Here is a 249-nt window from a genome sequence, read left to right as displayed (position 1 = left end):
TCCCGTTCTCGTCCATCAGCGCCGTCCAGTCGGCGTTGACGTCGCTGTCCTCGGTGAAGGGGTAGAACTCGGCGGGCACGTAGACGCCGGCCGCGCTGTTGTCGACGGCGGCCGCGAAGCTCTCGCTGTACACCGAGGTGAGGAGCAGGAAGGTGACGTCGTCCCAGCCCTGCTGGTTCGCCGCCTTGATCAGGCCGATCGCATCGGGCTCGACCGAGTTGGCGACGATGCCGTCGCAGCCGGCCTCAC

At 67.9% G+C, this 249-nt stretch carries 1 protein-coding gene; it reads right to left on the bottom strand.

Annotation, left to right across the window (positions count from 1 at the left end; genetic code table 11):
* A partial coding sequence (locus tag CH42_RS00035) for an ABC transporter substrate-binding protein (protein WP_156322408.1) occupies nucleotides 1–249 on the bottom strand: 249 nt, incomplete at both ends.

Origin of the sequence: Leucobacter musarum subsp. musarum (genome assembly GCF_001273845.1) — a bacterium.
In the GTDB taxonomy this organism is placed as follows: domain Bacteria; phylum Actinomycetota; class Actinomycetes; order Actinomycetales; family Microbacteriaceae; genus Leucobacter; species Leucobacter musarum.
The sequence above is the reverse complement of the archived record's forward strand: the minus strand, read 5'-3'. Positions and strand labels throughout refer to the sequence as shown.